This window comes from Stenotrophomonas rhizophila, assembly GCF_007667275.1.
Taxonomy (GTDB): Bacteria; Pseudomonadota; Gammaproteobacteria; order Xanthomonadales; family Xanthomonadaceae; genus Stenotrophomonas; species Stenotrophomonas maltophilia_AE.
Map to the genome: position 1 here is coordinate 244,501 of NZ_VDQT01000002.1, position 26,707 is coordinate 271,207.

General features: G+C 68.8%; 19 protein-coding genes. 6 read left to right on the forward strand and 13 right to left on the reverse strand.

Annotated features, from left to right (window positions below):
• Nucleotides 1-60 precede the first annotated feature (60 nt).
• Entirely contained in the window at nucleotides 61-915 is an 855-nt protein-coding gene (speE, locus tag FSZ13_RS07210) for a polyamine aminopropyltransferase (RefSeq protein WP_145478877.1), read from the reverse strand.
• Nucleotides 916-1,111: 196 nt separating this feature from the next.
• On the opposite strand from speE, the gene speA reads away from it, so the two are divergent.
• Together speA and FSZ13_RS07220 are read left to right on the forward strand one after the other, a co-directional pair.
• Entirely contained in the window at nucleotides 1,112-3,001 is a 1,890-nt protein-coding gene (speA, locus tag FSZ13_RS07215; RefSeq protein WP_145478878.1) for an arginine decarboxylase, read from the forward strand.
• Between the two features lie 40 nt (nucleotides 3,002-3,041).
• Complete coding sequence (locus FSZ13_RS07220) at nucleotides 3,042-3,365, forward strand: DUF6122 family protein (protein ID WP_145478879.1); 324 nt, start codon at nucleotides 3,042-3,044, stop codon at nucleotides 3,363-3,365.
• A 101-nt stretch (nucleotides 3,366-3,466) separates the two neighbouring features.
• Here FSZ13_RS07220 and FSZ13_RS07225 read toward each other — a convergent pair whose 3' ends face one another.
• From FSZ13_RS07225 to FSZ13_RS07235, 3 genes are read right to left on the reverse strand one after another with little or no spacing between them, the layout of a single operon-like run.
• Nucleotides 3,467-4,792 carry an ATP-binding protein gene (locus tag FSZ13_RS07225; RefSeq protein WP_145478880.1) on the reverse strand — a complete coding sequence of 442 codons (1,326 nt, stop codon included), beginning with the start codon at nucleotides 4,790-4,792 and terminating at the stop codon, nucleotides 3,467-3,469.
• Nucleotides 4,789-5,451: a response regulator transcription factor gene (locus FSZ13_RS07230; protein ID WP_145478881.1), complete on the reverse strand. Its 663-nt coding sequence runs from the start codon at nucleotides 5,449-5,451 to the stop codon at nucleotides 4,789-4,791. Before FSZ13_RS07230 ends, FSZ13_RS07225 begins: the two co-directional genes overlap by 4 nt.
• Nucleotides 5,451-5,750, reverse strand: coding sequence for a PepSY domain-containing protein (locus FSZ13_RS07235; protein ID WP_145478882.1), 300 nt, complete (start codon nucleotides 5,748-5,750; stop codon nucleotides 5,451-5,453). The genes FSZ13_RS07230 and FSZ13_RS07235 overlap by 1 nt, the downstream gene beginning before the upstream one ends.
• Before the next feature lie 141 nt (nucleotides 5,751-5,891).
• Between FSZ13_RS07235 and FSZ13_RS07240 the strand changes: the two genes are divergently transcribed.
• Nucleotides 5,892-6,326, forward strand: a complete 435-nt coding sequence (locus tag FSZ13_RS07240) for a PepSY domain-containing protein (RefSeq protein WP_145478883.1) — start codon at nucleotides 5,892-5,894, stop codon at nucleotides 6,324-6,326.
• Between the two features lie 5 nt (nucleotides 6,327-6,331).
• On the opposite strand, the gene FSZ13_RS07245 is transcribed toward FSZ13_RS07240, so the two are convergent.
• The 3 genes from FSZ13_RS07245 to FSZ13_RS07255 form a co-directional block, all read right to left on the reverse strand.
• Entirely contained in the window at nucleotides 6,332-6,832 is a 501-nt protein-coding gene (locus FSZ13_RS07245; protein ID WP_145478884.1) for a hypothetical protein, read from the reverse strand.
• Between the two features lie 86 nt (nucleotides 6,833-6,918).
• The gene (locus FSZ13_RS07250; RefSeq protein ID WP_145478885.1) at nucleotides 6,919-8,133 is read right to left on the reverse strand and encodes an NAD(P)/FAD-dependent oxidoreductase; all 1,215 of its coding nucleotides are present in this window, start codon (nucleotides 8,131-8,133) and stop codon (nucleotides 6,919-6,921) included.
• 6 nt (nucleotides 8,134-8,139) lie between these two features.
• Entirely contained in the window at nucleotides 8,140-8,634 is a 495-nt protein-coding gene (locus FSZ13_RS07255) for a lipocalin family protein (RefSeq protein WP_145478886.1), read from the reverse strand.
• Between the two features lie 226 nt (nucleotides 8,635-8,860).
• Here FSZ13_RS07255 and FSZ13_RS07260 point away from each other — a divergent pair, with 226 nt between their 5' ends.
• Nucleotides 8,861-11,254 (forward strand): DUF3772 domain-containing protein, encoded by a 2,394-nt coding sequence (locus tag FSZ13_RS07260; RefSeq protein WP_145479490.1) that lies wholly within the window; start codon nucleotides 8,861-8,863, stop codon nucleotides 11,252-11,254.
• 11 nt (nucleotides 11,255-11,265) lie between these two features.
• On the opposite strand, the gene FSZ13_RS07265 is transcribed toward FSZ13_RS07260, so the two are convergent.
• From FSZ13_RS07265 to FSZ13_RS07275, 3 genes are all read right to left on the reverse strand, one after another.
• A complete protein-coding gene (locus FSZ13_RS07265; protein ID WP_145478887.1) occupies nucleotides 11,266-17,229 on the reverse strand; it encodes a hypothetical protein in 5,964 nt (1,987 codons plus the stop codon).
• Between the two features lie 112 nt (nucleotides 17,230-17,341).
• Nucleotides 17,342-19,444, reverse strand: a complete 2,103-nt coding sequence (locus FSZ13_RS07270) for a phosphoglycerol transferase I (protein WP_145478888.1) — start codon at nucleotides 19,442-19,444, stop codon at nucleotides 17,342-17,344.
• Nucleotides 19,445-19,690: 246 nt separating this feature from the next.
• Complete coding sequence (locus tag FSZ13_RS07275) at nucleotides 19,691-21,331, reverse strand: ABC1 kinase family protein (RefSeq protein ID WP_186308895.1); 1,641 nt, start codon at nucleotides 21,329-21,331, stop codon at nucleotides 19,691-19,693.
• Between the two features lie 179 nt (nucleotides 21,332-21,510).
• Between FSZ13_RS07275 and FSZ13_RS07280 the strand changes: the two genes are divergently transcribed.
• Complete coding sequence (locus tag FSZ13_RS07280) at nucleotides 21,511-22,452, forward strand: DUF808 domain-containing protein (protein ID WP_145478890.1); 942 nt, start codon at nucleotides 21,511-21,513, stop codon at nucleotides 22,450-22,452.
• A 42-nt stretch (nucleotides 22,453-22,494) separates the two neighbouring features.
• Here the strand turns inward: FSZ13_RS07280 and FSZ13_RS07285 are convergent, their stop codons facing one another.
• Nucleotides 22,495-24,048 carry a GGDEF domain-containing protein gene (locus FSZ13_RS07285; protein WP_145478891.1) on the reverse strand — a complete coding sequence of 518 codons (1,554 nt, stop codon included), beginning with the start codon at nucleotides 24,046-24,048 and terminating at the stop codon, nucleotides 22,495-22,497.
• Nucleotides 24,049-24,182: 134 nt separating this feature from the next.
• Between FSZ13_RS07285 and FSZ13_RS07290 the strand changes: the two genes are divergently transcribed.
• The gene (locus FSZ13_RS07290; protein ID WP_145478892.1) at nucleotides 24,183-24,815 is read left to right on the forward strand and encodes an NAD-dependent dehydratase; all 633 of its coding nucleotides are present in this window, start codon (nucleotides 24,183-24,185) and stop codon (nucleotides 24,813-24,815) included.
• A 140-nt stretch (nucleotides 24,816-24,955) separates the two neighbouring features.
• On the opposite strand, the gene FSZ13_RS07295 is transcribed toward FSZ13_RS07290, so the two are convergent.
• On the reverse strand, nucleotides 24,956-26,356 hold the full coding sequence (locus FSZ13_RS07295; RefSeq protein WP_145478893.1) for a dihydrolipoamide acetyltransferase family protein: 1,401 nt from the start codon (nucleotides 26,354-26,356) through the stop codon (nucleotides 24,956-24,958).
• Nucleotides 26,353-26,706 (reverse strand): SH3 domain-containing protein, encoded by a 354-nt coding sequence (locus FSZ13_RS07300; RefSeq protein ID WP_145478894.1) that lies wholly within the window; start codon nucleotides 26,704-26,706, stop codon nucleotides 26,353-26,355. The genes FSZ13_RS07295 and FSZ13_RS07300 overlap by 4 nt, the downstream gene beginning before the upstream one ends.
• Between the last annotated feature and the right edge of the window lies 1 nt (nucleotide 26,707).

Here is a 26,707-nt window from a genome sequence, read left to right on the forward strand (position 1 = left end):
CGACCGTTGGTCGGTACGCGGGGCCGGTAGGTACCGACCGTTGGTCGGTACGCGTTCCGCTCAACCCTTCAGGGCGGCCTGCACGAACGGCGGGGTCACCAGCACGCCGGTGTGCAGCGCGGCGGTGTAGTACAGGGTCTCGAAGGGCTTGGCGGCCGAATCGGACTGGCGGAAGTCGAAGCTGCTCTGGCCCTTGCGCGCCAGGGTCACGCTCCACCAGCCGGTCGGGTAGCACGGCTGCGGGAACGGCAGGGTCTTGAACGACTGGAAGCCGGCCTTGCCCATCTCGGTGCGCATTTCGTTGATCAGGTCCAGCTGCATCAGCGGCGATTCGGACTGCTGCACCAGGATGCCGTCTTCCTTCAGTGCCTTGAAGCAGCTTTCGTAGAAGGCCTTGTTGAACAGGCCTTCACCCGGGCCGACCGGGTCGGTGGAGTCCACGATCACCACGTCCACGCTGCCGGCCGGGCAGTTGGCCATGTAGGCCACGCCATCGTCGAACATCAGTTCGGCGCGCGGGTCGTCGTTGGAATCGCACAGCTCCGGGAAGTGCTTCTCGGCCATGCGGGTGACCTGCTCGTCGATGTCGCACTGGGTCACGCTCTCCACGCCCGGGTGCTTGAGCACCTCGCGCAGGGTGCCGCAGTCGCCGCCACCGATGATGACCACGCGCTTGGGCGCGGCGTGGGTGAACAGCACCGGGTGGCTGATCATCTCGTGATAGAAGAAGTTGTCCTTGCTGGTCAGCATGATGGCGCCATCGATGGTCATCAGGTTGCCCCAGTCGGTGGTCGCGAAGATTTCGATCTTCTGGAACGGCGACTGCACTTCATCGAGCTTGCCCTTCAGGCGGTAGCCGATGGCCGAGCCGGTGCGCTCGAAATGCTCGATATACCAGTTGGTGTTGTCAGTCATGGTGTAACGGTCCTGTTCGGAGAAGTTGGAGCCGGGTTGGCGGCACGATGGCCGCGTGGTCTAGCCACGTCCGGACGGGGTCCGCGCCCTGTTCAGGTTCAATTCCCCGGGTCGGGCGCGGGCGCGCATGATAACGGAGCTGTCGCCAGTTAGGCGTTATCATGCACCCCCTTTTTTACCAACCAGGCCCACTGAAATGACCGATTGGTCCCTCGACCAAGCCCGCAAGACCTACTCGATTCCGCATTGGGCGGATGGCTACTTCGACGTGGATCAGGCTGGACACATGGTGGTGAGACCGACTGGCCAGGACGGCCCGGTGGTGTCGTTGCCGCAGATCGTGGACGCCGCGCGCGCGGGCGGGGCCAAGCTGCCGCTGCTGGTACGCTTCCCGGACATCCTTGGCCAGCGCCTGGGCAAGCTGCAGGCCGCGTTCGGCCGGGCCCAGGCCGACTGGGACTACCCGGGCGGCTACACAGCCGTGTACCCGATCAAGGTGAACCAGCACCGTGGCGTGGCCGGCACCCTGGCCAGCCACCACGGCGAGGGCTTCGGCCTGGAAGCGGGCAGCAAGCCGGAACTGATGGCGGTGCTGGCCCTGTCGCGACCGGGCGGGCTGATCGTCTGCAACGGCTACAAGGACCGTGAGTACATCCGCCTGGCGCTGATCGGGCGCAAGCTGGGCCTGCAGACCTTCATCGTGATCGAGAAGCCCTCCGAGCTGAAGCTGGTGCTGGAGGAAGCCAAGGCGCTGGACGTGAAGCCGGGCCTGGGCGTGCGCATGCGCCTGGCCTCGCTGGGCGCGGGCAAGTGGCAGAACAGCGGCGGCGACAAGGCCAAGTTCGGGCTGTCCCCGCGGCAGCTGCTGGACCTGTGGAAGTCGCTGCGCGACACCGAATACGCCGACTGCCTGAGCCTGCTGCATTTCCATATGGGCTCGCAGATCTCCAACGTGCGCGACATCGCCAACGGCATGCGCGAAGCCACCCGCTACTTCGTGGAGCTCTCGCGCCTGGGCGCGAAGATCACCCACGTGGACGTGGGCGGCGGGCTTGGCGTGGACTACGAAGGCACCCGCTCGCGCAGTTTCTGCTCGATCAATTACGGGCTGGATTCGTACGCCGGCAACATCGTGCAGCCGCTGGCCAACGCCTGCGAAGAGCACGGCCTGACCCCGCCGCGCATCGTCACCGAGTGCGGCCGCGCGATGACCGCGCACCACGCGGTACTGATCGCCAACGTCTCGGAAGTGGAAGAGGCGCAGGAGGGCCGCGTGCCCGACCAGCACGACGACGAGCCCGCCGCGATCCGCCACCTGCGCGAGATCCATGCCGACCTGGACCAGCGCCCGGCGGTGGAGCTGTTCCAGGAGGCGCAGCACTTCCATGCCGAAGGCCTGTCCAGCTATGCGCTGGGCCAGATCGACCTGCCGCAGCGGGCGCGCATCGATGATCTGTTCTATGCCATCGCCCATGCGGTGCGTGCACGCCTGAGCTACGACGAGAAGAGCCACCGTCCGGCGCTGGACGAGCTCAACGAGCGCCTGGTGGACAAGTACTTCGTCAACTTCAGCGTGTTCGAGTCGATCCCCGATGCCTGGGCGATCGACCAGGTGTTTCCGATCGTGCCGATCGAGCGCCTGGACGAAGCGCCGCAACGTCGCGGCATCATCGCCGACATGACCTGCGATTCGGACGGCATGGTGAAGACCTACGTCGAGAACGAAAGCCTGGACACCTCGCTGCCGCTGCACGCGGTGCGCCCGGGCGAAAGCTACCGCATCGGCTTCTTCATGGTCGGGGCGTACCAGGAGATCCTCGGCGACATCCACAACCTGTTCGGCGACACCGACGCGGTGGAAGTGCTGGCCGATGCCGATGGCTACGCGATCACCCAGCAGCGTCGTGGCGATACCACCGACGTGATGCTGGACTACGTGGGCTACAGCCTGGCCGACCTGCGTGCCAGCTATGCCGACCGCGTGGCCGCCGCCCAGCTGTCGCCGGAACGCGCGCAGGAGCTGTCCGAGGCGCTGGAAGCCGGCTTGACCGGCTACACCTACCTGTCCGACGAGCCGCTGATCTGATCGGCGGGGTGCACGGTGGCAGGCATGGCGCGGCGGCTCGATGAGCAGCCGCGCCATCTTCCATCTGTTCCTGCATGCCGCGGTGCCGGCACTGCTGGCGTGGATGTTCTGGCGCAAGCGGTTCCTGTCGGCGTGGGCATTGCTGCTGCTCGGCTGGATCATTGACCTGGACCACCTGCTGGCGGATCCGATCTATGCGCCGAACCGCTGCAGCATCGGCTTCCATCCGTTGCATACGGCGCCGGCGATCGCGGTGTACGCGGGGTTGTGTGTACCGAAGAAGACGCGGCTGTTTGGAATCGGGTTGATCATCCACATCGTGCTGGATGCCATCGACTGTTGGTGGATGCACTCAGCCCGGTAGCGCCGACTGTGAGTGGGCTGCCGCGCGAAGCGCGGGATCCGGGCGTTGGTTGTCTGTCGCCAAAGGCAGCCGACTAACAGTCGGCACTACCCGTCGGGCCGTCAACCCGCTGGCAACGTCAACATTGCCTGCAACCCCGGGGCGCCATTGCGCAGCACCAGGCTGCCGCCGTAACTCTCGGCAATGTCCGCCACGATCGCCAGGCCCAGGCCGCTGCCCGGCGCGCGCTGGTCCAGCCGGACGCCACGACCCAGCACGCGTTCGAGATCGGCTTCCGGCAGCCCGCTGCCATCGTCGCTGACCTCGATCCGTAAACCGGATCCCACCTGGATCACCGTGACCTCGACCCGCTGCGCGGCCCACTTGCCTGCGTTGTCCAGCAGGTTGCCCAGCATCTCTTCCAGGTCCTCGCGCGCGCCGGCGAACACGCCCGCCGCGTCCGCATCGCAGGCAAAGACCACGGCGCGCTCGCCATGCACGCGCTGCATCAACCCGCACAGTGCGCCCAGCACCGGGGCCACCGGTGTGCGCTGCTGGTGGTCGGCGGCCATGCCTGCGGCCAGGTAGCGGTCGATGCTGGCCTGCATGCGCGCGGTCTCGCTGCGCAGGGTCCGCCGCCAGTCGGTACCTGCGCCGGCGGCTTCGTTGCTCAGCACGCTGAGCGGTGTCTTCAGCGCGTGCGCCAGGTCGCCGGCACTGCGCCGGGCGCGCTGCACCATGCGCCCGTGATGGTCCAGCAGGGCGTTGAGCTCGGCCGCCAACGGCGCGACCTCGCGCACCAGGCCCTGCTGCGGGAAGCGTACGTCCTCGCCGTTGCGCACCTGTTCGGCAATGCGCCCCAGCTCGGCCAACGGACGCAGGCCGTAATGCACCTGGGTGACCAGTACCGCGAACCACAGCGCGATCAGAACCAGCAGGGCAAGCGCCGTGCGTTGCCGGAAGGCGGTGACCTGGGCGTCGAGCTGGCTGCGGTCGGCGGCCACCACCACCCGCAGCGGTGTGTCCGCGCGCGGCAGGGTGACCTGCTGGGCCAGGGCGCGCAGCGGCTGCTGCAACGGTCCGCTGGTGTCGAACGGCAGCGCCGGTCCGGTGCGCAGCGCGGCGGGTGCCGCCAGCGTTTCGTCCCACAGCGAACGCGACTGTGCCAGCGGTTGTCCGGTGGCATCGAGCAGCTGCCAGTACGCGCCGGAAAACACCCGGCGGTAGCGTTCGTCGCGCAGCTCGTCGCGCACCTGCACGCCACCCTGTGCGTCCACTTCGACCAGCGCCAGAACCGCGATCAGGTCGTTGCCCAGCTGCTGGTCCAGCGCGGTTCGCGCCGAGCGCTCGAACATCGCCCCGAGCCACCACGTGGCCAGCGCCGAGACCAGCACCATGCCCAGGCCACCGGCCAGCAGCAGGCGGCTGCGCAGCGAGCGGCTCTTCATGGGTGCGCCGAGAGGCGGAAGCCCTGGCCGCGGTGGGTGTGGATGAGGGTACTGCCGAGCTTGCGGCGGATGCGCCCGATCAGCACATCCAGCGTGTTGGAATCCGGGTCGAAGCCGGCTTCATACACATGCTCGCCCAGCCGCGAACGGCTGATCACCACGTCCGGATGGTGCATGAAATAGCTCAGGATGCGGTGCTCCTGCGGACTCAGCGGCAGCAGCACGCCATCCAGCTCGAAGCGCCCGGCATTGACGTCCAGGCGCAGCGGGCCGCACTGCAGGCGCGGACTGGCGTGGCCGGCGCTGCGGCGGATCAGCGCGCGCAGGCGCAGCAGCAGCTCTTCGGGCTGGAACGGCTTGGTAAGGAAATCATCGGCGCCGGCGTCGAACCCGGCCAGCTTGTCGTGCCAGCGGCTGCGCGCGGTGAGCACCAGCACCGGGAAGTCACGTCCGGCCTGGCGCCAGCGTTCGATCACGCTCAGTCCGTCCAGTCCCGGCAGGCCCAGGTCGACCACGGCCGCGGCGATGTCTTCCACCTGGCCCTGGTACTCGGCGTCCACGCCCTCGCTGCTGTGCACCACCACGTAACCGGCGTCTTCCAGCAGCAGCTGCAGCTGGCTGGCGAGCAGGGCATCGTCCTCGGCAAGCAGGAGTCGCATCAGTCCTCTTCCATCTTGAGCAGGCGGCCGCTGGTCGCATCATAGTCCAGCTCCATGACCACGCCATTGGGCCCCAGGATCTCGATCTCGTATTTGCCGTCGTCCAGCTCCACTTCCAGCAGCTGGCCGGGATAGCGGCGCAGGGCGTCGCGCACCACCGTTTCCAGCGGCACGTAGCGGCCCTGCTGCACCGCCTGGCGCACCGCCTGCTGCTGGCGCGCGCCGCCATCCAGTACCCGCATCGGGTCCTGGGCGGAGGCGGTCAGCAGCAGGGGCAGCAGCAGCGACAGGGCAGTCATGGCGGCGGGGCTCGGGAGGGGTGGATACGGTATACGGGCGGCGTTTAAACGTCGCCTAACAACCGGGCTCATGCTGTGCTTAAGGGCGCTTGCAACACTGGCGGCGCCGGGATGATCCGGTCACTTTCCAGGAACGCCCCCATGAACAAGCTGATCCTTGCCGCCGCGCTGGCGGCCACCTTCACCGCCGCCCCGGCCTTCGCCAAGTCGCTGAACGCTGCCGACGTGCAGGCCAGGCTCACTGCTGCCGGTTACACCCAGGTCCACGAGCTGGAGCGCGACGACGGCGTGTGGGAAGCCGATGTCACCCGCGCCGATGGCAGGTTCGCCGAGGTGATCATCGACCCGGGCACCGGCGAGATCTTCGACCCGTACAGCGACCGGCCGATGCTGGACGCGGGGCAGATCCTCAGCCGTGCCGGCAAGGCCGGGCTGACGAAGATCGAATCGGTGGAACGCGATGGCGCCACCTGGACGCTGGAAGCGCGCAACGCCCGCAACCAGCGCGTGGACGTGCGCATGAGCGGGCACGACGGCCGGGTGATCTCGATCCAGCGCGAAGACTGGTGGGACTGAGTCGCTTACCAGCCAACCGGCGGCGGACCGTTCCAGTAGCCGGGGCCGTACCCGCCGTAACCCCCACCATACGGTCCATAGAAGCCCGGGCCCTTGCCCTCGCTGATCTGGATGTTGAGGTTCATGTTGCGGGTCTTGCCGTCGTCGTTGGTGTAGTTCTTGTTGAGGTTCAACTCGGCGGCGTTGAAATGGGTATTGCCGAAGCCCTTGGCGTAGCCGATGCCGGTAGTGATGCTGCCATTGACCCGCAGCTTGTCATCGGTGACCCCGGCAATGCGGTTGCCGGCAGCGTCGCGCGGGAGGGCGCGGCGGCCGCTCTTGTCGCCGTAGAAGGTGCCGGGCGGGTCGCCGCGCAGGGTGGGGTAGTTCATATACTGCAGCGGCGCCTGCGGCAGCGACAGGTCCAGGTCGGTGGCCGACTGCGGCCCGGTGGCACCGGCAGCGGATTGCGCCAGCACGACGCCGGGAGCCAGCAGGCACAGCAGCAGGGAAAGCGGGCGGATCATGGTGGGCTCCGGGGCAGGCAAGGCGGCCGACAGCGCTGACGCTAGCAGCCGTTGCTTGAATGATGCCTGTCGTGACGCGGTTTGTATCACCTGTCCAGGCGTTGGAACCCGAACAGGTCCGCCAGCGGATGGCGGCGACGCTCGATACGGGCCCGCAGCAGGGCCGCGCCGACCATCGAGTAGGTGATGCCGTTGCCGCCGTAGGCCATCGCGAACAATACCCGCGGCCCCCATTGTGGGTGCGGGCCGAAGAACGGCAGGCCGTCTGCGGTCTCGGCGAAGGTGCCGCCCCACGAGAACGCCGGTTGCAGCGGCAGGTGGGGGAACAGCTTCCCCACCTGCTTGAGCAGGGTGCCGGTCTTGCCGGCCACGCGACCGTCGCGCCGGGCCGGGATGTCCACCGCATCGTCTTCGCCGCCCACCAGCAGCCGGTGGTCGCCGGTGCTGCGCAGGTACAGGTAGGGGCGCGCCGACTCCCAGGCCATGGTGTCGACCAGCGGTCCCAGCAGGCCGGGATCGATCGGGTCGGTGATGAACGCGTAGCTGCTGCGGTTGCGCGCCACCTTCTGCTTCAGCCAGCGCTGGCCGGCGTAGCCGGTGGCCAGCACCACATGGCGGCTGCGGATGCGCACGCCCTCAGGGGTGGTGGCAGTCACCCCGCGCGCAGTGGGCTCCAGGGTGTGCAGCACGGTGCGGTCATGCACCGCGCAGCCCGCTTTGGCCAGCCGCATCAACAGGCGGTAGGTCAGCTGATAGGGATCCACCCGCGCGGCCAGCGCGCTGAGGATCGCGCCCGGTGCCTGGATGCCGAATTCCTCCTGCACAGCGTCGGCGTCCAGCCAGCGCACATCGAAGCCGTGCCGGTCGCGCAGGGCGTACTCCTCCTGCAGCACCGCCCGGTGGCGGCGCTTGCTGGCGTAGTACAGGCTCTGCATGGGGTGGCAGTCCACGCCGCGGAAACCCGCTGCCACGCTGCGCAGGGCGGGAATCGCCTCGGCGCAGGCGCGGTAGGCCTTCACCGCATCCGCTTCACCGAAGCGCTTGGCCAGGTCGACCAGGTGGGTGTCGATTTCATACTGCAGCAACGCGGTGCTGGCGGCGGTGCTGCCCCAACCGATGTCGCGCTGTTCGACCAGCACCACGTCATGGCCGTGCGCGCACAGCTCGTTGGCGATCAACGCGCCACTGATGCCGCCGCCCACCACCAGCACGTCGCAGCTGCGATCCTCGCGCAACGGCGGGAAGGCGTGCATCAGCCCGTTGCTGATGGCCCAGAAGGGGTACCCGCTTTTGAGGTCCATGCGGGGTCAGGCAGTGGGTCGGCCGGTGTGCGGGGTGTGGATCAGCCGGCTGAGGTCGAAGCCCTGCAGGCGCGCTTGGGCCAGGTAGTGCTCCTGGACGGTGGCGTCGAGCTGCGGCTGGCGTGCCAGCAGCCACAGGTAGTCGCGGTCCGGGCTGCCGACCAGCGCCACGCTGTAGTCCGGCGCCACCTGCATCACCCAGTAATCGCCCTTGGTGAAGGGGAGCCAGCGCAGGCCCTTGGGCAGAAAGCTCACTTCCAGCCGGGCGGGGTCGTTGTCGACCGGGCACGCTTCGCCTTCGGCTTCCTCGATGCTGTCGCCCACGCGGCAGCGGTTGAGGACGGCCACATGGCCGTTGTCTTTCATCTCGTAGTGGGCGCTGACGTCGGTGCAGTCATCCGGTTCATGCTTCATCGGCAGCCGGGCGATCTCGTACCAGGTGCCCAGATAGCGCGGCAGCTGCAGGTCGGTGACGGTTTTCAGGTCGGCGTGGGTGCTCATTGCAGGCCTCGGTAGGAACATGGAATCCACGATGCCGGGGCCGCCGCCACGGCCAAGTGAAGCCGGAACGATCCGCGCGTGACAGCCATCCGGGCGCGCTTACCCGATGTGAACACGGAGCGGTTTATAGTCCGCCAAGGCGCGGTGGTCCGCGTGTTGCCCTGGTACTGCTGGTTTGTCTTCCCGTCCTGGTTTCCCCCTGCTGCGGCCGCTGCTCGGCCTGTTGATGTCCGCCTGGCTGCTGGCCGCCCCTGTCGCATTCGCGCAGGGCGCCGATGACGCGCAGAACCAGCCGCTCGCCCAGCTGGCGCAGGCCGGCAAGGACCTGACCGCGATCCAGCGGTCGCTGGAGGATGCCGACACCCGCGACACGCTCAAGACCCTGTCCGACCGGGCCCTGGGCGTGCAGCGCCGCGCCGATGACGCGGTGGGCGCGCTGCAACCGCAGCTGGACCAGCTGGACATCCGCATTTCCCAGCTGGGCGCGGTTGCCGAAGGCACGGTGGAATCGCGTGAGCTGGCCCAGCAGCGCAAGACCCTGAACCAGGAGCGGGCCGACATCGCGGCGGCCATCGCGCGGGCGCGACTGCTGGCCGTGGACGCCAAGCAGTTGAGTGCCGATATCGAGAAGATGCGCGCCACCCAGCTCAGCGAGGAGCTGGTGCGCAAGGTCAATTCGCCGCTCTCGCCCTCGCTGTGGCGTCAGTTCGCGACCCATGTGCCGGCCGACCTAGACCGGCTGGTGGCACTGTACCGGCAGGGCGAATCCACCGCGCGCAAGGCCATCGCGCAGCACGGCTGGGGTACGCCGCTGTTCGGTGCGGTGGTGGCGCTGCTGATGTTCTTCCCACTGCGCCTGTGGCTGCGCGCGCTGGGCCGGCGCTTTGCGGCCTCCGAACGCGCGCCCGACGGTCGCCTGCGGCGCTCGGGGCTGGCGGTCTGGTTGCTGGCGGTGGGCACGTTGCTGCCCGGTTTCGCCGCGGCGATGCTGGTGGGCTCGCTGCAGGAAATCGGTGCGATCCCGCCGCGGCTTGAAGCGGTGGCGCTCAACTTCCAGGTCGCCACCTTCGTGGCGGCGTTCATGGCGGCGCTGAGCGCGGCGCTGCTGATGCCCAAGCGGCCCTCGTGGCGCCTGATGAACCTCGACGACGACATGGCCTGGCGCCTGCGCAAGTACGCCTGGTACGCGGCCGGACTGACCTGGGTGAGCATCCTGCTGGTGGCGCTAAACAAGCAGGCGCGCACCAGCCAGGTCACCACGGTGGCGGTGGACGGGCTGATCGCCATCACCTACATGGTGCTGATCATCGCCATCCTGGTGTCGCTGGCGCGCATGCACCGCCGCCAGGCCGACGAGGTGCAGGCCAAACTGGATGCACAGGGCGCCGATGCCCCGGCCAAGCCCAAGGCCAGCGGGCGCAGGAGCGGCTGGATCGTACTGGCCCGCGTGGTCGGCAACGTGGTCGTGTCTGCAGCGGTCATCGCCACGCTGCTGGGTTACCTCAATTTCGCGCTGTTCGTCGGCCAGCAGCTGATCTGGGGCGCGGTGGTGCTGCTGGCCGCCTCGCTGCTGCTGAAGTTCGCCGACGATCTGGCGATCTGGCTGCTGTCGCCCAGCGGCCGGATCGGCCAGACCGTGGTGCTCACCACGGGCCTGAGCGCGTCGCGGCTGGAGCAGGGCGGGGTGCTGCTGTCGGCGGTACTGCGCATCGGCGTGATCGTGCTGGCGGTGCTGGCACTGACCGCGCCGTTCGGCAACACCAATGCGTTGTTTGGCGGCCTGGATACCCTGTCCAAGGGCATCACCCTGGGCAAGGTCACGCTCAAGCCCAGCGACGTGGTCTATGCCGTGCTGGCGTTCCTGGTCGTATGGGCGGCGATGCAGGCGTTCCAGCGCTGGTTGACCGACACCTACCTGCCGAAGACCGAACTCGATGCCGGCGCACGCAATTCGATCAGCACCGTCACACGCTACCTGGGCATCATCCTGGCGGTACTGTGGGGGCTGACCGCGATGGGCATCGGCCTGGAGCGCCTGGCGCTGCTGGTCAGCGCGTTGTCGGTGGGCATCGGCTTCGGCCTGCAGGCGATCACCCAGAACTTCGTGTCGGGCCTGATCCTGCTGGCCGAGCGGCCGGTGAAGATCGGCGACTGGATCAAGCTCGGCGACCAGGAAGGCGACATCAAGCGCATCAACGTGCGTTCCACCGAGATCCAGGTGGGCGACAAGTCCACGCTGATCGTGCCCAACTCCGAGCTGATCACCAAGACCATCCGCAACATGACCATGGGCAACGCGCAGGGCCGGATCCAGATACAGTTCAGCGTGCCGCTCAGCACCGACGTCGCCGCGGTACGGCAGATCCTGCTCGATGCCTATGCCGCGCATGTCGGCGTGCTGGCCGACCCGGCGCCGTCGGTGTTCATCGATTCGATCGCCAATGGCCAGGTCGCGATCAACAGCTTTGCCTACACGTCCGGTCCGCGCGCGGTGTACGGAGTGCGCAGCGACCTGTACTTCACCATGCTGCAGAACTTCGCTGCCGCCGATATCGCGCTGTCGGCGCCCACCGACATCCACCTCGTGCGCGACCCGGCACCGGCCCGCGACGAGCCCTGACCCCAGAACGCTCAGGGACGCGCGGCGGGCACGCCCAACGCGCGGTGGTCGGGGAGGGTGAGTACCGGTGGCTGCAGCCGTCCGGTATCGTCATCGGGCTGTTCGTCCGAGGTCTTGGGGCCCTGCTTGATCGGCTTAAGCGCCTTGCCCGGTGACACGTGAGGGGTGCGCGGACTGCCGCCGACCTTGATCAGCATCCCGGCCGCGCCGCCGCTTTCGCCGAGCCGCTCCTGCAGCGCCGGGCCGTACAGGCTCAACGTGGCCGGGTCGACCAGGTGCAGGGTGCGGCTGCCACTGGTGAGCGGCGGAGGCGCGACCATGGCGCCGGGGATGCCGTCGACGGTACGCACCTTGATTTCATACAGCGGCGACGCCAATGCGCCGCCTTCCTTGGCGATGGCCATGCCCTCGCGCATGGCCCAGCGCATGACCGGTGGCTGGGCGGGCGAGGCCTGCCGGCTCATCACCGACCACAGGAAGCGCAGGTTGCCGCGCGCGGTGCGCTGCGCCACGCTGACGCCCACCCGCAGCAGCGACAGGCTGCCGGCAGCCGGATTCAGCGCATCCAGCGTGCCGTGGCCGAGCACGCGCGACAGTTCCGCGAAGCGCGGCAGGGTCAGTTTCAGTCCGGGCCGGGCCAGCACCTTGGCCACCCCGCTGACCACCGGCCCGACCACGATGATCGCTTCCAGGTAGAGCCCGAACGCCGCCATGGCGAACTCGTTGCGGTTCCGGGAGGAGATCCGGCGCAGGTTTTCCACGAAGGGCACGAAGAAGTCCACCGTCTTCAGCCACAACGGCGCGTCTTCCAGGTGGAGCTCGTAGCCGGTGGGGGCCCAGCCTTCGCGACGGAAGCTGTCCGCGTCGAGCCAGAAGAAGCCGTGCTGGATCGGATCGACCAGGGCATGGAACGGCGAGGCCAGGGCGCTGTTGTCGCGCTGCGCGTGCGGCGGTGGCAGCAGTCGTTCCACGATCACCTCCGAGGAGCGGCCCTCGGCCGGTGCCTTGTCGGTGGCATACGCTTCCCAGTCCACCGGCAACGGCGTGCCACGGCGTACCTGCACGGTGGCCATGTTGCCGCTGCGCAGGCGCACTTTGCGGCTCTGCAGTTCGCCGCCCAGCGGCAGCGGCCCGTCCAGCGACAGCGGCACGATCCGGCTCTGCAGCGGAAACAGCTGGAAGTGGCGCGGCTGCCCGGACAGGGTGAGGGTGTAGACCACGCCGAAGCGACCGCGGTAGGGATCGGTGTCGTTGCGGGTCTCCTGCCGCGCCTCCAGGTCGGGTTCGTGCGTGCGCAGGGTGAACACCTCCACTGCGCCCTGCATCAGGGCGTGCCGCTCCTCCTCCGGGCGCTGGTACAGCGCTTCTTCGATCAACACCCCATAGCCGCGCTGCGCGTGGCGGAAATAGGCGTCGAAGCGGCGCTGGTAACGCGCGTTGATGTCGGCCAGCCGCGGCAGCGCCGGCCGCATCAGCGCGTAGGCGTCCTGCAGTGCCGCCTCGTAACGCGGGTTGCCCTGCGCACGGTTGAGCGGCGTGTCCGGGACGAAGGTGCGGCACGGACGCCAGCGGTCGGCGTCGGTGCGCAGCGCGCCGGCAGCGATGACTTCGAAGAACGGGAAACTGCGCCCGAAATGGTTGTCGTCATGGCAGAGCAGGAACTCGGTCGAATTCCACGCATGCTCGGCCAGTACGCCGGGGAAACGTGGAAACACCCGGCGGATCTCCGCTTCCAGCAGCGGCATGCGATACGGCAGCGGAGCCAGCACGTCGGCCACCGCGCGCTCGATCGCGGCCACGCGCTGGTCGAAGGCGAGCAATGCCGCTGCGATCCGTCCGGACGGCTGCAGCGGGGGTGCCGGGCCGCGTTCCAGCTGGCGGAACACGTACCAGTCATGGGTGGGCAGGCGCCGTGCCTGCAACGTCATCTGTTTGACCAGGTCCGGCACGCCGACGCCTTCTGCGAACTCCGAAGACAGGCTGAGCAGCTCACCGAACCGCATCTGCTGCGACAGGCCGCGCCGGATCCGTTCGGCCAGGTGTACGCCGCTGACGAACTGGATCGATGCGATGGTGTTGGCGTACACCAGGTTCGCCGGAACATCGGTCGCCAGCAGCTCGGGCGCATGATCCTGCAGGGCCAGCGCGGTGGCCATGCCGAGCGCCGAAGCGGGAATGCGTCCCATGCTGTGCAGGTAGTCCTGGAAGTCCAGCCGGATCTGCGCGAAGGTGCGCCCCCAGTTCGAGGACTTGTGCAGGCGGTAACCGAGCAGCACCCGGGCATCGCGGTCCGATGGCGGACCCAGGTCGAGCACGATCGCCACCCGGGTCAGGCTGGCCAGCAGCGTGGGCGACGTGGGTGCGTGCGCGCTGCCGGCGTACCAGCCCAGCGCATCCAGCAGGGCGGCCTGCAACCGCAGTGCACGCGGCGTGCGCGCCATGCTGGCGACGAGATGGCTGGTGCGGTGCAGCTGGTTCCAGCCCATGTCGCCGTTTTCGAGCAGCGGGCGCGCCAGGTATTCGAGCAGGGTCTGTGGGTCGGGCGCGCGCTGGGCCAGGAACGCGGCCGTGGTCGTGCGTATCCGCTCCAGGTCAGCCGCATCCAGCGCGTCCCACGCGTGCAGCAGATCGGCGCGCATGCCCAGCCGCAGCTCGCCCAGCAGCCTTTCCACGCACCGCGCAGCACCATCGAAATGGGTTTCCTCCTCCGGCCCACAGCCGCCATGTGCGGTCAGGATGTCCGAGACATTGACGCGGCCGTCCGAGCGCACCGGCCCGCCCAGCTGCGCGGCGACGTCGCGCAGGGTGGCGAGCAGCGGCGCGGCCGCCGCATCCTGCCGCCATGGCGCGGTGGGGTCGAGCGCATGCAGCACGCCGCTGGCATCCTGCGCGACCACGCTGCCGTCCGCATCCACGCTGATCCACAGCGGCGGCGGGTGCAGGGACGGCAGTGATGCCTGCACTGCAGGCAGGGCGAACAGGTCGGCGAACGCCGACAGCGCCGGCTGCAGCGTGGTCGCGGTGGTGGTGCCCAGCGCCGCCCGGTGGCCGCGGGTGGCCGCGGCCGGATCGCGGCCCAGCAGGGGACGCAGTTCCTGCAGTTCGTTGCTGGCCTGGTGCCAACGCGACGGGGCTGCGTTCCGCCGTTGCCAGTCCTCGTGCACCCGCGCGATGGCATGCAGCAGGTGGGCCTGCGTGCACAGCAGCGGGGAAGTGCAGGCCGATGCCGCCGGCCGCGGCAGCGCACCGTGGAACTGCAGCGCATTGGTGAGCGGCACGGTGCTGCCCGGAGAGAACCGACCCAGGCGGTCGGTCATGCGGTACAGCGCTTCCAGGCGGCGGGCCAGGGAAGGTTCCAGCGAGCCCGCCAGGCCATCGACGACGATCACGCTGCGGCCCGAGCCGCGCTCGCGCGCGGTGATGCCGTCGGTGGCGACACGCAGCGACTGGAACGACGCGTTCAGGCGCCGCATCCCGGTCCAGATCGCCGGCTGTTCGAACACCTGCCGCAGCTGGTGTTGCGCATCACGCCAGGCGGTGTGGATCGGCGAGCCCGGCGCCGGCGCGAGGCGCTGTTGCGCAAGTGCGTCGTCCCAGTTGTCGATGCGGGCGTCGAAGCGTTCCCACAGGTGGTGCAGCAGGCGCGGAGCATCCTGCGCGGCCAGCGCCACGGGCGTATCCCACACTGCATCGACGCGCCGGGGCCCGGGGGCAGGCGCTGGCGGTGGGGCCAGCTGCCGGTCGAGGATAGCCAGGCAGGTGTCGAACGGCGCGTCGTCCATCGGTGCCGCCGGCAGCGGTGCGGCATAGTAGGCCAGCATTTCCGGCACCTGCATCCGGCCGTTGGACCGCACCGGTGCATGCAGCATGGTTGCGATGCCGCGCAGCAGGGTGTCGATGGCACGCAATGCAGGCGGTGGCTGGCCGGCGTCGAACAGCGGCACGGTGCGGGTGCCCTGCAGCGCGCGTGCCAGCACCGCGCCGTGCGCGGGGTAGACCAGCTGTGCAGGATCGGCGTGGTGGTGCCAGCACAGCGCGATCACCTCGGCGTGCGCCGATACCTGCAGCAGCAGGCTGCGCGCCAATGCCATGTTGTGGCCCAGGTGCGAGCGCGGATCGGGGCGCCAGCCGCGCCAGTTCGGTTCCAGGCCACGGATGGGCATCGCCTTCAGCTGCAGTACCTGCTGCCGCAGCCGGAGCAGGGTGGCGGTTTCGTTGGTCGCCGGCGCCTCGCCGTCCGCGGGCCGGTGCAGGACCTGCTCCAGCCCCAGGATCAGCCTATCAATGGCGTGGGGCGTCTGCGGCGTCGTCGGCAACGCGTGACCGGCATAGAAGCCCAGCGCACAGTCCAGGCGCGCGGGCACGCTGTTGTCGAAGCAGCCGCCGGCCGCGTCGACGCGGCGCTGCAGGTCGTCCAGCAGCACTCCGGTAGGGGCGGACCAGGCGTCGCCGCCCTCCGCCGGTGGCAGTGGATGCAGCACTACTGCCGTCCCGGAGTTCACCCGCGCCGCGCCCAGGGTCGCGTTGGCCATCCACAGCGTCGACGGCGGCGTGCGCTCGGCGTACAACCGCTGCAGGAAGTCATCCTGGCGGTACAGCCACAGCAGCTGCTCGCGCACGCGCTGCAGCGCCAGCGCCAGCGACGAGCCCTCGGCGGGAACGAACGCGGTGCGCGGCACGCGCGCTTCACCCCCGGCCACGGCGCTGTCGCGCAGCGACCACAGCGCTTCGATCAGCGCAGCGCGGTCCTGCGCGGTCGCTTCTGCGCGGCCGGGATCGGCGTCGGCAGAGCGGGGTGATCTACGCGAAGGTTGTGGCGGGGGTAACGACAGCGGCAGCGCGGAGGCAGCTGCGACCGGCGTTCCGGGCGCGCCGTTTTTCCAGGTCGAGGCGATCCAGGCAGCCCCGGCACCGGCCGCTGCCAGGCCCGCCACGGCGGCCATCGCACGGCGCGGTGCGGTTCCTGCCGACAGGGCCGGCAGGCTGGCGGCCATCGCCACTGCGAACGCCGGCGCGGGACGCAGCAACCGCGTCGATTCCGCGGCAGCTGCAACCGGGAAAGCCGCAACAGCAGGCGTCGATTCGGGCAGGGTGCGCCAGGTCACGGCGGGCGCCGCGAACAACCTCTGGGCTGCAGTGCCGACCAGGTCCAGCTGGTCCAGCACGGCCGGTATCCGCGCCATCCGACGGCCCGTGATGGTGGCAGGCGCGGGAGGCGACGCCTGGCGGAACCACAGCGCCCAGGTCGTGGCCAGCAGCAGCAGGCGCAGCGTCGTGGTCGGCAGCTGCAAGGGCTGGCGCAGCAGGGCATGACCGGCCACGGCCGGCTGCAGCATCGCCTCGAGCGCGGACGGAAGCAGCGTCAGCAGCGGCTCCACCCAGACGCCGCCGCGCAGCGACGGCAGCGGCAGCTGGCAGAGCCAATGCAGCCACGGCAGCAACTGCCGGTCCTGCAGCAGGCGTGGCAGCGCCATGGCCAGCTGCGACCCCGCCAGCAGCTGCGCCCCACGCTCGCCGAGCGCGGCGTTGGCGATCGCGTACAGGGCGATGCCGGCGGCCCGCCGGACGTGCAGGCGTCCCAGCCCACTCACCAGCGCGGCGGCCACCCGCGCGCATTCGTGTCGCCACGCCTGCTCCGCATGACGCAATGCCTGGTCCAGCGCGGCCGGCCGCGAGGCCGGTGCGGTGTCGCGGAGCAGGGTGGCCACGTGCCTGCCCAGTACTTCGGCCGACGCCACGGACAGCTGCTCACACAGCTGCGCTTCGACCCGGGCCAGTTCCGAGGGCAGCAAAGGGCAGCTTCGCAGGAAGCTTGCCAGCGCCGGCTGCAGGGGCGGGTCCTGCCCGCTGCCGAGCGGCCAGGCCGCGTTGTGGACGCGGCACGGCGGCGCGCGCTGCGGGATGCTGCCCGCGCGGCAGCGGGCCGGCAACGGCGCGACCGCCGCGCAGCGGGCCGCCGGCAATGGGCCCGGCATGGTGTGCTCCCCGGTTGTACCTCGGCGGGCGCCGATTTTGCCGGTCCGTCCCGGCCCAGGGTGTGCGTGTCATCGCAAAACGGGGCCTCCGAAGGGCCCCGTTCCAGCAGGATCAGCCGGGATTGCCACGTCGTGACGGAACCAGCGCGAATGTGTCGACCGCAAGCTTCTCGGCATGGTTCAGCCAGGCGCGGATCTCCAGGTCATCCACCTCGTGATCCAGCCCGACCGGCACGCTGATGCGGCCTTCCGCATCGGGCTGGACCCACTGCTGGGCCACCACCACCTTGCGCTTGGACGAGACCGCCTCGATCCAGAAGCCACGGTCCGGCGACTGCTTCGCCACCAGCTGCAGCATGTACTGGCCGGCGCGGGTGCGGCGACCCTTCTGGGTGATCATGTGCGCCTGGCGGATGCTCGGGCGTGGGCCATTGAACGGATCCAGCGGCGCATCCACGGCAAAGCCCTGGCGCAGCTGGTCATCGCGGTACAACTTGATGCCTTTGTCGCGGTTGACCAGCATCGCGCACCAGTCACCGTCGGCCGAGCCATCCTCGAAGGCGGTACAGCGATCGACGTAGGCCAGGGTGTTGGCCGGGTCGGCCAGGTCGAACTGCTTGGAGGTGTTTTCCAGATAGACCGACTTCAGGTCCCACTGCCTGTCGTATTCCAGCAGCACCGGCGGCTGCACATGCTGCAGGCCGATCACCACCTGGTTGTCGTCGTCGATGCGCAGCTGGCGGGTCTTGTCGCCCAGCCACAACGAGCGCGAGAACGCCAGGTAACGCGGGAAGTCCTTGCCGTCGTCGCGGAACGCCGCCGCGCTGGCGCTCTTCGGGCGCTCGGGCTGCAGCAGTGAACGCCCGAAGCCGATCTCGCCGATCTCCGGCTCGATCAGGCTGAGCAGGGTCGCGCCCGAGTCGAGGGTGGAGCCGTTTTCGGCCGCAAGCTGGCGCGGGGCGATGTCCTTGCCCAGGAACAGCAGCAGGTTCTCGCGCTTCTGCCTGGCCAGGATGTGGCTCAGGTCGTTGGGCATGGCCAGGTGGTCGGAGGCGATCACGATCAGCGTGTCGTCGCCGTAAGGACTGGCTTGGATGCGGTCGACCAGCTTGGAGATCAGCCCGTCGGTGCACTTGAGCGCATTGAGCAGGCCGATGTTGCCGTAGTCGCTCTGGTAACGGGTGCGCTTGCAGGCCACCGGCAGGTGCCCTGCCGGGTGGTGGGTATCCATGGTGAGCGTGGTCAGCATGAATGGCTGGCCCGCCTTGGACAGCTTCATGAAGCGGTCATAGGCCTTATCCAGCAGCACGTCGTCGTGCACGCCCCAGGTGGAGAAATGCGAGCGCGCGATCTTCTGCTGCTTGAACCAGGCCAGGTCATCCACTGCATCGAAGCCGTGCGTGGCCAGGAACTGCCCCTTGCCGGCGAACAGGCCGTTGGCGCCGCCCAGGTAATGGTTGGTATAGCCTTGCTGCTTGAGGTAATCGCCCAGGCACACCGCTTCGGGCAGGAAGCTGCCCATGCGGTCCATGCTGTTCTCATCGCCCTGCGCGGTGGTCAGCGGCACGCCGCACATCGACGACACCAGGCCGGCGATGGTCCAGCCGCCGCCCTCGGCCGAGACCAGTCCACGCACGTCCAGCGATTGTCCAGCGAGCCGATTCAGGTTCGGCATGAGCCCGGGGAAGGTGGACTCATCCAGATACGTGCGCTCCAGGCTTTCGCCATAGATCCACACGATGTTGCGCGGCTTGCGCAGCGGCTGCTGCGGCACGCGGTACTCCGGGGCCACCATGCTGTAATCGACCGGGCGCATCTGCTGGTACAGCCGCTGGCCATCGCGGTACAGCGGGCTGACGCCGATCGCCAGCAGCCACACCGCGAGGAAGCCGGCAAACACGCCGCGACCGTGCGCGGTCCGGTGCCAACGCTTGATGCGCGGGGTAAGCAGCGGAAGCAGCGAGAGCAGCGCCAGCGCGATGAAGCCGGCGATGTAGCCCTTGAAGTCCGAGACGCCAGCGCCTTCCATGTCCGCGCGCAGGTGGTACAGCGTGGCCGCATTCAGGCCATCGCCGGAGAGTTTGTTGATCAACCACCATGCACTGAGCGCCAACAGCAGCAGCGACATCAGCCCCGCCTTCCACCATGCCCAGCGACCTGAAGCAAGCAGCAACCAGGTGAGCAGCAACAGCGACAGCAGCAGGATCCAGAGCATGGGCATCATCGGCAGCGGAGACAGGTGGTGATGGACGCCATGACGACGTATTCCCATCCGACCGGCTGTCCAACCACAACCGCATGACAGGCCGATGACCGGATCATGCCTGCGCGAACCTGACTGAAATGTTTGTTGGAAACGCGGTGCGAGCGCCTACAACGCATTGCATTCAAAAGGGTAAAACGCATGTGAAGACGGCACGCCTGCGCGTGCCGTCGTCCTCACCTGACGTTACCGCCGGCGCTAACGATGCCCGCGCTCTTCCCGTGACCGCGCACGGCGATCGAACAGCAACGCACTGAGGATGATCCCCAATCCAAGGAACACACCAATCAGCATCAAGGTGAATGCGATCGCCGGATATCCGAACAGATGCCAGCCGGTGTCGACCTTCATCATCATCGCTGCCGCCAGGATCAGCGCGGCAGTGACGATGCCGGCGGAGACGCGGTTGGCGATCTTCTGCAGGTTCTCCATCAGCCGCGATTCTTCCAGCCCGGTCACCTTCATCTGCAGGCGGTTTTCCGCCAGCAGCGCCAGGATGTCCGACATCTTGCGCGGGCCCTCGCGCAGCAGCTGCTGCACTTCCATCGCCTCGCTGGCCAGGTTGGCCGCCGACAGCGACTTCTTCAGACGCGCACGCATCACGTGCTGCAGCTGGCGTTCGACGATGCGGCGCGTGTCCAGGTCCGGCGACAGCAGACGGCACACCGCTTCCAGGTTCAGCAGGGCCTTGCCGAGCAGGCTCAACTCCGGCGGGGTGCGCAGGCCACTGGCGGTGGCGATGCGGACCAGGTCCAGCACCACGCGGCCTTCGGAGAACGTCCCGCTGGCGGCATAGCGGGCGATGACCTGGCCGGTTTCGCGCAGGTAGCGTTCCTCGTCGAACGCTTCCAGGCGCGTGCTGATGCCGATGATTTCGTCGGCCACTTCCTCGCCACGCCCGTCCACCGCCGCGAACAGCAGCTTGAGCAGGCGCTCGCGCAGCCGCGGTGGCATGTGCGCGACCATGCCGAGGTCGAAGATCGCCAGCCGGCCTTCCGGGGTGACGCGCAGGTTGCCCGGATGCGGATCGGCGTGGATCTCGCCATGCACGAAGATCTGGTCGATGTAGCCACGGATCAGCGCAGCGGCCAGCGGCGCCATCGGCTCTTCGGTGCGGCGCACGTCGGGGATCATGTCCACGCGCACGCCCTGGGCCAGTTCCATGGTCAGCACGCGGTGGCTGCAGTAATCCCAGATCGGCTGCGGTACCCACAGCGGCTTGAACGGGCGCAGGTGCTGGCCGAAGCGCTGCAGGTTCTCGGCTTCGGCGTGGTAGTCCAGCTCCTGCATCAGGGTCTTGGCGAACTCGTTGAGCCAATCGCGCAGGCGCACCCGGCGCCCGACCTGGGTGAGGTGGTCGGCGGCCAGCGCGAAGCTGCGCAGCACCTCCAGGTCCGAGCGCAGCTGCGCGGCGACCTCGGGCTTCTGGACCTTGACCGCCACGTCGCGGCCGTCATGCAGTTGCGCGCGGTGCACCTGCGCGATGGAGGCGCAGCCCAGCGGCACCGGGTCGAAGCTGGAGAACAGCTTGGACACCGGGGCGCCCAGTTCCTGCTCGATGATGCTGTAGATGCGCTCGACCGGGATCGGCGCGACCTTTTCCTGCATGCGTTCCAGCGCGGTGGCGAACTCCACCGGGACCATGTCCGGGCGGGTCGACAGCATCTGCCCCAGCTTCACGAAGGTGGGGCCCAGCGATTCCAGGTCGGTGACGAACTGCTCGGGGTTGCCTTCCGGCGGCAGGTCGTGGACGGCGCGGGAATCCAGGTTCATTCCCGAGAACACCCCCGAATGCCGGTAGCGCAGCAGCAGGCGCAGGATCTGGCTGCGGCGGTTCATGCCTTTGACCAGCGACGGCGAGCCGGGGATGACGGGCGAGGTATTCAAGCAGGGCTCCGGGGCAGGACGGACCCGCAGTGTCGCCGCTGGGCGGTGGTGGGGCGGTGAATCCGGGCGATCTTCCACGAACGTGGCCGGATCGGGCAGAATCGGCGCCTCCCTCCGATTTCTGGATTGCCATGGCCGGTGCCAGCCTGTTTGCGTTGCTCGACGATATTGCGGCCCTGCTCGATGACGTCTCGATCCTGACCAAGGTCGCGGCCAAGAAGACCGCCGGCGTCCTCGGCGACGACCTGGCGCTGAACGCGCAGCAGGTCACCGGGGTGAACGCCAACCGGGAATTGCCGGTGGTATGGGCCGTGGCCAAAGGCTCGCTGGTCAACAAGGCGATCCTGGTGCCGGCGGCGCTGGCGATCAGCGCACTGGAAGCCTGGCTCAAGGGCAAGGGCTATCCGATCCCGATCGTAGTGCCGTTGATGATGATCGGCGGCGCGTTCCTCTGCTACGAGGGCGTGGAAAAACTGGCGCACCGGTTCCTGCATTCGCAGGAAGAGGACGAGCAGCAGAAGGCCGCCCGGCTCAAGGCGCTGGCCGACGACAAGGTCGACATGGTGGCGTGGGAGAAGGACAAGGTGAAGGGCGCGATCCGCACCGATTTCATCCTGTCGGCCGAAATCATCGTGCTGTCGCTGGGCGTGGTGTCGGCCGCGCCGTTCCTCAACCAGGTCACCGCGCTGGTGGTGATCGCCTTGGGCATGACCGTGTTCGTGTACGGGCTGGTGGCCGGCATCGTGAAGCTGGATGACGCGGGCCTGTACCTGTCGAAGAAGGGCGGGGCGCTGGCCGCGTTCGGACGCGGCCTGGTGGCGTCGGCGCCGTGGCTGATGAAGTTCCTGTCGGTGGCCGGCACCCTGGCCATGTTCCTGGTCGGCGGTGGCATCCTGGTGCACAACGTGCCGGCCGTGCATCACGTCGTGCTGGGCATCGCCGGCAAGGTGGCACCGTGGGGCTGGCTGGTGGAAGCGGGCGCGAACCTCGTCGTCGGCGTGATCGCCGGTGCGGTGGTACTGGCCGCGGTGACCGGGTTCCAGAAAATCCGCGGAAAAACGCCGGCGCACTGAGGCGTAGAGCCACGCCCTGCGTGGCTCCCGTTCGTCGAGGCATTACCCCGCCTGGACGCGGTTCTTGCCCACCCGCTTGGCCGCGTACAACGCGGCATCGGCGCGCTTGAGCAGCGCGTCGCCGCTTTCGCCGGGCTGCCATTGGCTCAGGCCGGCGCTGAAGTGCACCGGCACGCGCTTGCCGTCCAGCTGCAGCGGGCGCTGCGCCAGCGAACGCTGCAGGCGTTGCAGGGTGGACATGCTGTCCGCGCCCGGGGTTTCGGGCATCAGCAGCACGAACTCGTCGCCGCCGATGCGGGCAATGGTGTCGCTGCTGCGCAACAGCAGCTGGCACACCGTGACCAGGTGGCGCAGGATCGCGTCGCCGCCGGGGTGTCCATGCGCCTCGTTGGTCTGGTGGAAATCGTCCAGGTCCAGCAGCGCCAGCGCCAGCGGATGGGCGTGCCGCGCGGCGCGCGCCAGCTCGCGCTCCAGCAGTTCGTCAAAGCCGCGCCGGTTGAGCGCGCCGGTCAGTGGATCGGTGCGCACCAGCCCGGACACATCACGCAGTTCCTGTTCCAGTTCGGCGATGCGCGCTTCAGCCTGTTCCACTTCGCGGCGTGCGTTGCCCAGGTGGTCGCGCGCCTGCAGCGCCTGTTCCTGGACGCGCGTGGTGTCCTGCAGGACGTCCTGCAGCAGCTGGTTGAGGTCGGCGATGCTGCGGGCCTCCTTCAGCGCCAGCGCGTAGCTGCTGATCCGGTCGTGGTATTCGCCGGTGCTGACCGCCATGCCATCCAGGTGCTCGATGAACCCGCCCATCAGGCTTTTCATCGCCGCCTTCGATTCGATGATGCCCTGCTTGAGCAGGCCCTGCTTGTAGATCACCTCGCGCAGGTTGGCCCGCGCCTGCTCCACCGAGTCGCGGTCCAACGGGCCGCCGATCAGCTCGCGTACCGCGTGCAGCTGCCCGTGCAGCCAGCTGCTGTCGTCGAGCAGCTCGCCGATGTTGTCCAGCAGCAGGTCGAACAGGCTCAGCAGCAGCTCCTGCTGTTCCTGCCAGCCATCGCTGCGCACGCCGATCTGGTGGGTCAGCTCGCGCAGGCGCAGTTCCAGCGGCTGCAGCGGCTGGCCGGGGTGCCATTGGCGCAGCTCGGCGGCCAACTGCACCGGTTCGTCCTTGAGCTCCGGCATGTTCTGCAGCAGGCTGGCAACGGTCACGCCCAGGGTCACGCGCAGCAGCTCGCGCAGGCGCAGGCTGTCGGGCTGCCCGTCCGGGCTTTCCTGCTCGATGGTACGGATGTACTTGTCGATCAGCTGGCGCATGGCGCGGCCGTAGCTGACCCAGTCGGCGCTGCGCTGCGCCGACTGCAGGCGCAGGCCCATGTCGCCCAGCTCGCCGGGCAGGGTGGACATCCCATGGGCAAAGGCAGCCAGCAGCGGTTCGGGCTGGTCGGCCCCGGCGAACAGGCGCTGCAGCATGGCGCTGCTGCCCCCCTTGGGTCCCGGCGCTTCCGCATCCGCGCCGGCCGCGCTGTCCCTGGCCTGCCGGCGCAACAGCAGCCGACCCACGGCAGTGCCGGGGCTGGGGCTGGGAAGAGCGTCCTGCGGGTCCTTCATGCGGCGGGTCCTGGTGGGTCACCGGCTGCGGGCGCCGGACGGGGGAAGCGTTGGAACAGTATCGGCGCCGGTGTCGCCGGCTTGAACCCGGTGCTGTGCCACGATGGTAGGGAATCGGACCGCAGGAGTATGCGATGAAGGTGATGCTGGTGGGCGCGACCGGGCTGGTCGGCGGGCACGTACTGCAGCAACTGCTCGAGGATCCCCGCTGCGACGGGGTGGTGGCGCCGACCCGGCGGCCGCTGGACGTGGCCGACCCCGCCCTGCACAACCCGGTGGTGGACTTCGAGCGGTTGCCGCTGGAGCCGGACTGGTGGGCGGTGGACGCGGTGATCTGCGCCTTGGGCAGCACGATCCGGCAGGCTGGCAGCCGTGAGGTGTTTGCGCGGATCGACCACGACTATCCGCTGCAGGTGGCCGCGCAGGCGCGGGCACGCGGCGCGCATGCGTTCGTGTTGAACTCGGCGAAGGGCGCCGACGCCGGGTCGCGGATCTTCTACAACCAGGTGAAGGGGCGACTGGAACAGGACCTGCGCGCGCTGGGGTATCCCTCGCTGAGCCTGGTTCGGCCCGGGCTGATCGGCGGCGAGCGCAGCGAGCGACGCACCGGCGAGCACCTGGCCAGCCTGGTGCTGGGCGCGCTGGGGCCGGTGCTGCCCCGCGCATGGCGGATCAATCCCGCCGAGCGCATCGCTGCCGCGATGGTCGAAGCGGCACTGCAACCACGGCCTGGCGTCCACGTGATCGGATCCGCCGAACTGGGGTAGGGTCGGATGCCAATCGACCGCCGATAACCTCTCCTCACCCGGTAACGCATGGAAATGAAACGGAGACTCATCCATGCGCCAAACGATGACGGCCACCCTGGGGTGGCCGTCATCGCATCAGACACATCCAGGCGGATGGATCAGTTCGCCAAGGCCAGGTCGTCCAGCATCGCGCGCAGGAAGCGGGCGGCTTCACCGCCGGTGGCAGCGCGGTGGTCGAACGTGACCGACAGCGGGATCACCTTGTGCGCTTCCACCCCGCCCATCACCGGGGTCATCTGGTGGCGGGCACGGCCGGCACCGACGATGGCGACGCACGGCGGCACCACGACCGGGGTCGCGTAGCGGCCGGCGAACATGCCGAAGTTGGACAGCGAGATGGTGTAGCCGCTCAGCTCGGACGCCGCGATCGAACGCGCTTCCACCTGCTCGCGCAGGCGGTTCACGCCCTCGCGGATGCCGCGCGCGTCCAGCACGTCGGCATTGCGCAGGGCGGGCACGAACAGGCCATCGTCGGTGTCCACCGCGATGCCCACGTCCACGTGCGCGTGCAGGGTGCGGGTCAGCGCGTCGCCATCGAACCAGGCATTGAGCGCCGGCACCTTCTGGCAGCCGACCACGATCGCACGCACCAGGCGGGCGGTGACGTCGTTGCCCGGCACCCAGGCGTGGATGTCGGCATCGTCGTTCAGCGTGGTCGGCACGACCTTGCTGTGCGCATCGGCCATCACCCGCGCCATGTTGCGGCGCACACCCTTGAGCGGTTCCGGCTGGCCCTTGGCGACCACGCCCGGCGGCTGGGTGCGCATCGGCTTGCCAGCGGCCGACAACGGCGCGCGGGCATCGGCGCGGGCCACGGGCGCGGCAGCGGCGACCGGGGCAGCGGCGGCAACCGGAGCCGCCGCTGCGGGCGCGGCACCGACCTTGGCGCTGCCATCGGCGGCGGCCTGCTTGACGTCGGCCATGGTCACCGCGCCATCGGCACCGGTGGCGCGCACGCGGCTCAGGTCCACGCCCAGCTTGCGCGCGGTGGCACGCACTGCCGGCACGGCCTTGACCCCGCCCACCGCCACCGCCTGCTCGGCGTGCACGGCATTGGAGCTCTGCATCGCGCCGACCACGGTTCCGGCGTCATCGCGCTCGGCGCCGGGCGTGGCGATCTCGCCACCCTCATCGGACGCCACCACCTTGTCCGGCTGCGCCGCGGCGGTCTGGCCGGTGCTGGGCGTGGGCGAGGGAGCGGCATGCCCGTGGCTGTGGCCGGTGTCCTGGCCATCGGCGCGCTGCGGCAGGTTCGGGTCCAGTTCGAACTGGGCCAGCACGCTGCCGGTGGGGATGATGTCGCCCGCACCGCCGGCCAGCTTCAGTACCTTGCCGGAGAACGGCGACGGTACTTCCACCACGGCCTTGGCGGTCTCCATGGAGACCAGCGGCTCGTCCAGCTTGATCACGTCGCCTTCCTTGACGAACCACTCGACGATCGTTGCGTCGGGCAGGCCTTCGCCAAGGTCGGGCAGGTGGAAATTCTTGTTCTCACTCATGTGCAGTTCTCTTCCAGCAGTTCGAGATCGCGGGCCGGCAGCCAGCCCGTCGCGCCGTTCGCGCGCTCGGACCACCACCAGCCACCGTGTTCATGATGCAGCTTGACCATTTCACCGCTGTCCACGTCCAGTTCGCGGGCGTCATAGTCGCGCAGGGCCTCTGCGCGACCATCGTCCAGCATCTGCAACCACGCCACCGGTGCCCAGCCTGCACGCCCGTCATCGGTGCGTACCCAGGCGAACGCCGGCCATTCCTCGTCACGAACACCCAGTTCGACGATCTGGCCGGTGCGGAACCGGAGCGGGTTGGGGTACTGGCTGCGGTACGGGCCCAGGAGTCTGGCCCGCATG

What these genes read in the sequence shown, in the direction of transcription:
- speA (WP_145478878.1), top strand. Translation starts at nt 1,112, where the DNA reads ATGACCGATTGGTCCCTCGACCAAGCCCGCAAGACCTACTCGATTCCG.
- speE (WP_145478877.1), bottom strand. Translation starts at nt 915, where the DNA reads ATGACTGACAACACCAACTGGTATATCGAGCATTTCGAGCGCACCGGC.
- FSZ13_RS07250 (WP_145478885.1), bottom strand. Translation starts at nt 8,133, where the DNA reads ATGGACCTCAAAAGCGGGTACCCCTTCTGGGCCATCAGCAACGGGCTG.
- FSZ13_RS07265 (WP_145478887.1), bottom strand. Translation starts at nt 17,229, where the DNA reads ATGCCGGGCCCATTGCCGGCGGCCCGCTGCGCGGCGGTCGCGCCGTTG.
- FSZ13_RS07270 (WP_145478888.1), bottom strand. Translation starts at nt 19,444, where the DNA reads ATGCTCTGGATCCTGCTGCTGTCGCTGTTGCTGCTCACCTGGTTGCTG.
- FSZ13_RS07275 (WP_186308895.1), bottom strand. Translation starts at nt 21,331, where the DNA reads ATGAACCGCCGCAGCCAGATCCTGCGCCTGCTGCTGCGCTACCGGCAT.
- FSZ13_RS07285 (WP_145478891.1), bottom strand. Translation starts at nt 24,048, where the DNA reads ATGAAGGACCCGCAGGACGCTCTTCCCAGCCCCAGCCCCGGCACTGCC.
- FSZ13_RS07295 (WP_145478893.1), bottom strand. Translation starts at nt 26,356, where the DNA reads ATGAGTGAGAACAAGAATTTCCACCTGCCCGACCTTGGCGAAGGCCTG.
- FSZ13_RS07225 (WP_145478880.1), bottom strand. Translation starts at nt 4,792, where the DNA reads ATGAAGAGCCGCTCGCTGCGCAGCCGCCTGCTGCTGGCCGGTGGCCTG.
- FSZ13_RS07240 (WP_145478883.1), top strand. Translation starts at nt 5,892, where the DNA reads ATGAACAAGCTGATCCTTGCCGCCGCGCTGGCGGCCACCTTCACCGCC.
- FSZ13_RS07290 (WP_145478892.1), top strand. Translation starts at nt 24,183, where the DNA reads ATGAAGGTGATGCTGGTGGGCGCGACCGGGCTGGTCGGCGGGCACGTA.
- FSZ13_RS07235 (WP_145478882.1), bottom strand. Translation starts at nt 5,750, where the DNA reads ATGACTGCCCTGTCGCTGCTGCTGCCCCTGCTGCTGACCGCCTCCGCC.
- FSZ13_RS07260 (WP_145479490.1), top strand. Translation starts at nt 8,861, where the DNA reads ATGTCCGCCTGGCTGCTGGCCGCCCCTGTCGCATTCGCGCAGGGCGCC.
- FSZ13_RS07220 (WP_145478879.1), top strand. Translation starts at nt 3,042, where the DNA reads ATGAGCAGCCGCGCCATCTTCCATCTGTTCCTGCATGCCGCGGTGCCG.
- FSZ13_RS07245 (WP_145478884.1), bottom strand. Translation starts at nt 6,832, where the DNA reads ATGATCCGCCCGCTTTCCCTGCTGCTGTGCCTGCTGGCTCCCGGCGTC.
- FSZ13_RS07230 (WP_145478881.1), bottom strand. Translation starts at nt 5,451, where the DNA reads ATGCGACTCCTGCTTGCCGAGGACGATGCCCTGCTCGCCAGCCAGCTG.
- FSZ13_RS07255 (WP_145478886.1), bottom strand. Translation starts at nt 8,634, where the DNA reads ATGAGCACCCACGCCGACCTGAAAACCGTCACCGACCTGCAGCTGCCG.
- FSZ13_RS07300 (WP_145478894.1), bottom strand. Translation starts at nt 26,706, where the DNA reads ATGCGGGCCAGACTCCTGGGCCCGTACCGCAGCCAGTACCCCAACCCG.
- FSZ13_RS07280 (WP_145478890.1), top strand. Translation starts at nt 21,511, where the DNA reads ATGGCCGGTGCCAGCCTGTTTGCGTTGCTCGACGATATTGCGGCCCTG.